We start from the raw sequence: 5,710 nt of genomic DNA on the forward strand, positions 1-5,710 counted from the left end.
TAACGTCCACTGAATGTCCCGCAGCAGACAACAAAAACTTAGTTGTGTTTCGATTTCTCCTTCATAAACTATGCCGCCCCTGTGATCAGGTATTTCTTTTTGGTCGGACATTTTATCTGGCGAGAACCACCAATCTTGCCTCTCTAGGCACACTTGGGTGCGTCGGCCTCTCGATTTTAACACAAAACTGAATTCAGTCGTCTCCCGTTGGTCGGTTTATTTGTTGGCAAAAATTCATCTCACCGTTAGGTTAGCGGTGAGATGAATTTTTGCATTTTAAGATAGCCCCCTAGGGTAGCCATTGGGGGTCAAGGCCCGGCGCGAGACGTTCCGGCGGGTCGAGGGTGTCCGCCATGGGGGCAGTGAGGAGATTCGGCAGCGGTAAGATCCAGAGACTGCCGGGGGGGAAGGCGGTGGAGTTGCGATCGCGCTCCGTTTCGTCTGCATTGGCAGCATCAATCACCTGATCAAACACGAGATAACGCCCATCCGGGGCCATATCCATCCGCACATTGAGGTCATTGGTGAGGGCCACTAGGGGCACTTCTCGCCCGGTTTGCAGATTAATCACGGTAATAAACGGGGTCAGGATGGCCTGTTCTGTGTCGAGGCGTTCGGTTTGCAGACAGTAGAGAAAGGTTTGGTGACGGGGTTCAAAATTGCAGGCCAGGATAAATCCGGCGGTGGTGAGGAGTTCCCGTTCTCGCCCTTTGGCATTGAGCAACACCAGCGATCGCGCCGTATCCCCCTGGGGTTTCACCATCACCTTAACCCGATGATCCTGCGGATCAAAGGCGATCACCCCTTCGTAGGCGGGGAAAAATTCGCGGGTGTCAGCGGTGGCGGTGAGGGGCAAGATCGTCACCCCATTGCGATCGCTAATCGCCAACACTTGACCATCGGGGGAAATCTTAAACGACTCCCCTTGAATCCCCAAGGGTTGCGCCTCCCCCTCCGGCGGCAGCAGCCACAGCCCCCCATCGGCGGGATTTTGCCGATTCACCCGTTCGAGGATCACCACCCCGCTTTGCGTGGCGAGATCAAACTGGATATTTTGATACTCTTCCGCATCGAGGAGGCGAGTGATTTGACCCGGCGGCGGCCCATTGTCCCCCAGGCGATCGAAGGCGGTGGTGATGCGATAGAGTTGCTGGGTGCTGAGGCCGTCGGGGTCGCCCTTTTCAAAGGCAAAAAAGAGGATGCGATCGCCCTGGGCCTCGCTTCTAAAATTTGTCACCACCAAATCCGGCGGGGTGAGGATTTGTTTGCGCTCACGGGTCATGTTGTAAAGCACGAGGCGGCCCGATTCGTTCGCTTCCACACCGATATAGGCCAGGATGCGATCGCGACTGCGCACCGTGGCCGAAAAGGGAACCATGATACGGGCAGATTGGCGGGCGGTGCGGGGTTGGTCGGTGGCGGTGTCGAGGGTGATCATGTATTCCGTACCGTAGGCGGGAATGTCATCGAGGGTATAGGCGAACCGTTGCCCCCGTCCCGCCCCTTGGCCCGGCAGTTCGGGGGTGATGCTTAACTGTTGGGCGACGCTGTCCCAATCCATGGCGCGGTTAAAGTCCAGTAAAAAATGGTCGTGGTTCGCACTGAGGCGTTGCTCGGCCCAACTCCATTGCTGCACTTGGGGGAGGGTGCGATCGCCCACCGCCAACACCCCCCCGACCCCCACCAGCAAGATCCCCAGGGCAATCCCCGCCGCCCGGTCGAGGGGCAAATTAAGGCGATCGCGCCATTGCATCCATTGTCGTTTCATACTCACACCACAAAAACAGCACTTTGCGCCCGTAACGGGATTGCGCCGAGAACGCACCGCAGTCAAACCGATCTTGCCATGACTCTCCCGGCTGCGGTTCGGTTTAGCCCACGGGCAGCGCATATTGGGTGAGATCGTCCAAGGAAATCCAATCCAAGGCGTTTTCATGGGTAGCGGCCAAAATCACCGGCGGCGCGACTCCAGCCTCTAGGGCCTCTTGCCAGCGAACCGCACAGAGACACCAGCGATCGCCCGGTTTTAACCCCGGAAAATTAAACTCCGGCCGCGGCGTGCTCAGATCATTGCCCTGAGCTTTGGTGAAGTCTAAAAACTCCTCGGTCATTTCCGCACAGACCAAATGCCGCCCGACATCCTCCGGCCCCGTATGGCAAAATCCATCCCGATAAAACCCCGTTCGCGGCGCACCACAACACAACTCTAGCGGTCGGCCCAAAACATTTGTTGCATCTCTCATGAGCGTGAATTCTACCCGTATTCTTCAATTCAACCGTTCTCAATTCTAGAGGGTTGCGGCAGTGCTGAAAGGGTTAAACAGTTGAGTTGCAACAGTTTAGAACTGTCTATAGCAGATTGCGAAAGGATGAGAACGCCACTTCCCCCTTTTTAAGGGGGATTGAGGGGGATCTTTGTACCTCAAGTTTATGAAAACCGCTATATAGCAGATTGCGAAAGGATGAGAACGCCACTTCTCCCTTTTTAAGGGGGATTGAGGGGGATCTTTGTACCTCAAGTTTATGAAAACCGCTCTAAACATTACTCTATAGTAGAAAAGTCAAGTCATTCCACCTGCGCCTATGACTCGCGATCGCCCCCCGTTGACCCGCTGGTTCCCAATTTTAGAGTGGGGTCGCCACTACCAGGCTGCTGATTTCACCGGCGACCTCACCGCTGGCCTGATTGTGGCCAGCCTCCTGATCCCCCAGGCCATGGCCTACGCCCTCCTCGCCGGTCTGCCGCCCCAAGTGGGACTTTACGCCAGTATTGCACCGCTGTTCATCTATGCCATTTTTGGCACGGGGCGGGCCCTGTCGGTGGCTCCGGCGGCCTTGGATTCGATGCTGGTGGCGGCGGGGATTGGCGCGATCGCCGCTAAAGACAGCCCCGATTATCTCTCCCTTGCCATTACCCTCGCCCTCCTCGTCGGGGGATTACAGATCGCGATGGGATTGTTGCGTTTGGGGGTGTTGGTGAACTTCATCAGCGGCAGTGTGATCACCGGGTTTACCAGTGGTGCAGCGGTGATCATCGCCCTGGGTCAACTCAAGCATCTGCTCGGACTCAAAATCCCATCGGCGAGTGTGATCCTGCCACTGCTGCGCGACACGATCCAAGCCCTCCCCCAGACCCAAGGCGTAACGCTGGCCCTGGGGGGCGGCGCGATCGCCCTCCTCTGGTTAGGCAATAAACCCTTTTCCCGGTGGCTGCAACAACGCGGGGTGAGTGCGATCGCCCAAATTCCCCTCGTTAAAAGCGTGCCCCTGTTGATCGTCATCCTCAGCACCGTCCTCGTCGCCACCCTCCGCCTCGATCAACAAGGGGTTGCGATCGTCGGCTCCATCCCCCAAGGCCTGCCCCCCCTCGCCTTCCCCACCCTCAGCCTCGATCGCATCCAAACCCTTCTCCCCCTCGCCCTTACCCTCAGTTTCATCGGGTTTATGGAAAGTTTCGCCGTCGCCAAATCCTTAGCCAGTCAACGCCGCCAATCCGTGGAAGCGAATCAGGAACTGGTGGCGATCGGTTTAGCGAACCTTGGATCAGCCGTGACCGGGGGCTACTCGATCGCCGGGGGATTGAGTCGCTCGGTGGTTAATTTTTCCGCCGGAGCGCGGACGGGGGTTGCGTCGATGATCACGGCGGGGGTGATTGTGTTAACGGTCTTATTCCTCACGCCGCTGTTTTTCTATCTGCCCCAAGCCAGCCTCGCCGCGATTATTTTCATGGCGATTTTGAAGTTGATTGATCTGCAAACCTTCCGCAAACTTTGGCGGTACAATCGCGCCGATGGGTTGGCGTTTATGGTGACGTTTTTGGGGGTGTTGGGCGTGGGAGTGCAGGCGGGAATTTTAATCGGGGCCGGGTTTGCGATCGCCCTCTACCTTTGGCGCACCAGTCGGCCCCATATTGCGATCGTCGGTCGTTTGGGCGAAACCGAACAATTTCGCAATATCCAACGCCATCAGGTGTTAACTTGCACGGAAGTTTTGGCGATTCGGATTGATGAAAGTCTCTATTTTGCCAATACGAAAGTATTAGAAGAAAGCCTCCTCCAAGCCGTTGCCGACTACCCCAAAATCGAAAAACTCCTCCTCGTCTGTAGTGGTATTAATGCCATTGACGGTAGCGCCCTCGCCACCTTAGAACAGTTGCGATTAGCCTTAAAATCCTTTGGCGTGGAGTTGTATTTTTCCGATGTGAAAGGCCCGGTGATGGATGGGTTAGAACGGATTGGCTTTGTGGACGAGGTGGGGCGCGATCGCTTCTTCCTCTCCGCCGCCCAAGCCATGCAACAGTTCGATTGCCAACTAGCTTGACATCCTCACCGGGCTAATTGACCCCAGCCATCCCCGTAACCGAAATCACCCTCCACCCTGGGCAGCATTTAGGTGAGTAGATCTTGCAAGCGTTGGGCGAGTTGGGATTTGCCAAATTTTGCGATCGCTTCAGAACGCAACCAATCGCCCCGACAGCGAGGATCATCCCCCTGGAGCATGGCGATACAGCCTTGGGCGATCGCCTTCACATTGCGATGCTCCACCTGCCAGCCCACCCGGCCATCCTGCAACGGATCGGCCGAGCCATCCCCCAACCCCGACAGCACCGGAATCCCCGTCACCATCGCCTCTAGATAGACAATGCCAAAGCCTTCTTGGGACGGCATCGCATAGGCATCGGCCACGCGGTAATGATCGGGCAGTTCCGCCGTCGGGACAAACCCCGCGAAGATGACGCGATCGCTCACCCCCAGGGCCGCCGCCAACTGTGCCAACCGGGGCTGATCTCCCCCGCGCCCAATCACTAAATACTTCACCGTCGGAATCGCCGCCGCAATCTCCGGCAGGGCTTGGATCATCACATCCACTCCTTTATAAATATCCTCCGGCCAGAGCCGCGCCACCGTCATCAACACCTTGGCCCCCTGTAATCCGTAGCGATCTAAAAGGTGTTGGGGTTTCGGCCCTGGGGTGAATTGGGTTTCATCCACAACACAGGGTAGAAATTTCACCTGGGCAGGGGGGATGTGGTGGGAGGCACAGAGGCGATCGCGGCTATGGCGGCTAATCGTCCAAATCGTCGCCGCGCCGCGCAGGGCGTTAATTTCCCACGGGGATAAATGCTCCCACACCCCCCACACCTCTTTGCCGTAGGTCATCACCGTATAGGGAATCCCCAAGGGTTTACAGACCAATTGCACCAGGGGCGCGAGTTTGACATGACCACAAATCACCCGCTCCGGTCGGGACAACAGGCAGATTCTGAGGAGGTAGAAGGCAAGGCGAAAGCGTTGGATCAGGCTAGAGCGGTGATGGAGGTACGTGAAGGAAAGGCGATCGCTCACCAACGGATTCACCGAGGGCGGGCGATCGTGAAGCAACGCCACCGTCCCCCGATGATCATCCTGCTTCGCCCCTTGACCATAGGCCTGCAAAACATCCTTAACATAGGACTGAATCCCACCCTCACGGGCGAACAATTCCAAAAACACAAAGAGATGGCGCATAAATCTAGCTTAAAGGTCTTTGCTCTCCGCAATTATCTTAAATGTGCAAAGAAGACTCCCACGATAAAGCGAGTCCGAGTAGAGTTACCGAAGGTAACGGCGGACGTGCCTTTTAGTGGCGAGATGAATTTGCACCAACAAACAAATCGAGCGACAGCGAGTCCTTTAATTGAATTTTTGCCATTTTGTATGATAGTTTGATA

Annotated in this window: 4 protein-coding genes; 1 reads left to right on the top strand and 3 read right to left on the bottom strand. The window is 56.3% G+C overall.

Going from position 1 to position 5,710, the window contains the following annotated elements; translation table 11 throughout:
* Window positions 1-289: 289 nt before the first annotated feature.
* Window positions 290-1,768, bottom strand: coding sequence for a hypothetical protein (locus tag PN477_RS16465; protein WP_272122245.1), 1,479 nt, complete (start codon window positions 1,766-1,768; stop codon window positions 290-292).
* A gap of 103 nt (window positions 1,769-1,871) precedes the next feature.
* On the bottom strand, window positions 1,872-2,243 hold the full coding sequence (locus PN477_RS16470; protein WP_272122248.1) for a DUF2237 family protein: 372 nt from the start codon (window positions 2,241-2,243) through the stop codon (window positions 1,872-1,874).
* 340 nt (window positions 2,244-2,583) lie between these two features.
* Between PN477_RS16470 and PN477_RS16475 the strand changes: the two genes are divergently transcribed.
* Window positions 2,584-4,320, top strand: coding sequence for a SulP family inorganic anion transporter (locus PN477_RS16475; protein WP_272121719.1), 1,737 nt, complete (start codon window positions 2,584-2,586; stop codon window positions 4,318-4,320).
* Between the two features lie 68 nt (window positions 4,321-4,388).
* Here the strand turns inward: PN477_RS16475 and PN477_RS16480 are convergent, their stop codons facing one another.
* A complete protein-coding gene (locus tag PN477_RS16480) occupies window positions 4,389-5,507 on the bottom strand; it encodes a glycosyltransferase family 4 protein (RefSeq protein ID WP_272121721.1) in 1,119 nt (372 codons plus the stop codon).
* Between the last annotated feature and the right edge of the window lie 203 nt (window positions 5,508-5,710).

The sequence above is a fragment of the Spirulina subsalsa CS-330 genome (assembly GCF_028330765.1).
GTDB lineage: Bacteria > Cyanobacteriota > Cyanobacteriia > Cyanobacteriales > Spirulinaceae > Spirulina > Spirulina subsalsa_A.